This window comes from Pseudomonas agronomica (assembly GCF_025917275.1).
Lineage (GTDB): Bacteria > Pseudomonadota > Gammaproteobacteria > Pseudomonadales > Pseudomonadaceae > Aquipseudomonas > Aquipseudomonas agronomica.
In genome coordinates, this window is record NZ_JAOSHO010000822.1 from 1 (window position 1) to 1,394 (window position 1,394).

The 1,394-nt window shown below is 62.8% G+C and carries 1 protein-coding gene; it reads left to right on the forward strand.

Translation table 11 applies throughout. The annotated features are described in order from the left end of the window. Positions 1 to 1,230: TrkH family potassium uptake protein (locus OC610_RS27430; RefSeq protein ID WP_264432585.1), on the forward strand; the 1,230-nt coding region annotated here is incomplete at its 5' end. Positions 1,231 to 1,394: the final 164 nt, after the last annotated feature.

Consider the following 1,394-nt stretch of genomic DNA (forward strand, 5'->3'; position numbering starts at 1 on the left):
CTGACCACCGCCAGTTGGGTGTTCGTCTGTGCCTTCGCGGCCTTGCCGATGGTGTTTATCCAGCACATCAGCTACACCGATGCATTCTTCGAGACCATGTCGGGCATCACGACCACGGGCTCGACCATCCTGACCGGGCTGGACACTGCATCCCCGGGCTTGCTGATCTGGCGCTCGATGTTGCACTGGCTCGGCGGCATCGGTTTTATCGGCATGGCCGTGGCAGTCCTGCCATTGCTGCGGGTCGGCGGCATGCGGTTGTTCCAGACCGAATCATCGGACTGGTCGGAGAAAGTCACGCCGCGTTCCCACGTCGCAGCCAACTACATCCTGTGGATCTACGTCGGGTTAACCGCCCTCTCGACCCTGGCGCTGTGGCTGGCCGGCATGACGCCCTTCGAAGCGATCAACCATGCGATGTCGCTGATTTCCACCGGCGGGTTTTCAACCTCTGATTCTTCCCTGGCGCACTGGCCGCAACCGGCGGTTCATTGGGTGTCGGTGGTCGTCATGATGGCCGGCTCGCTGCCCTTCACGCTGTACGTAGCGACATTGCGAGGCCACCGGCGCGCCTTGCTCAAGGATCAGCAAGTCAGGGGGTTCGTCGGGTTCCTGGTGGTCACCTGGCTCGTGGTCGGTACCTGGCTGTGCCTGAACAGCGATTACGGGTGGTGGGACGCGGTCCGCATCGTGGCGGTCAACGTCACGTCGGTCGTCACGACCACGGGCGTGGCCCTGGGTGACTACACGCTGTGGGGCAGTTTCGCCCTGTTGCTGTTCTTCTACCTGACCTTCGTCGGCGGCTGCTCGGGGTCCACGGCCGGAGGCCTGAAGATTTTTCGCTTCCAGGTCGCCAAGGTGCTGCTGATGGGCAGCTTGAAGCAATTGATCCACCCCCGGGCGGTGATCCAGAAGAAATACAACAACCACCCCATCGACGAGGAGATCGTTCGCTCGCTGCTGACCTTCTCGTTCTTCTTCACCATCACGATCGGCGCCATCGCCCTGGGCCTCGCGCTGATCGGCCTGGACTGGACGACCGCCCTGACCGGCGCAGCCACCGCCGTGTGCAACGTCGGCCCGGGTCTGGGCAACATTATCGGGCCGGCCGGCAACTTCTCGACCTTGCCGGACTCGGCAAAATGGCTGCTGACCATCGGCATGCTCCTGGGACGCCTGGAAATCCTGACGGTGCTGGTGCTGTTCACGCCGGTGTTCTGGAAATACTGACCCTTCGCCACGGCCTGAGCGGCAAGCACACCGGCACCACCCGCACCGATCGCACCAGCAAGTCTTCCGTGACCTCGGCCATTGCGAAGGATCGTGATACGCGCGGTCTGAGCAAGGCGTCGGCGATTTCTGTGGCTACCCCGGGTACTCACAACACCAAGGGC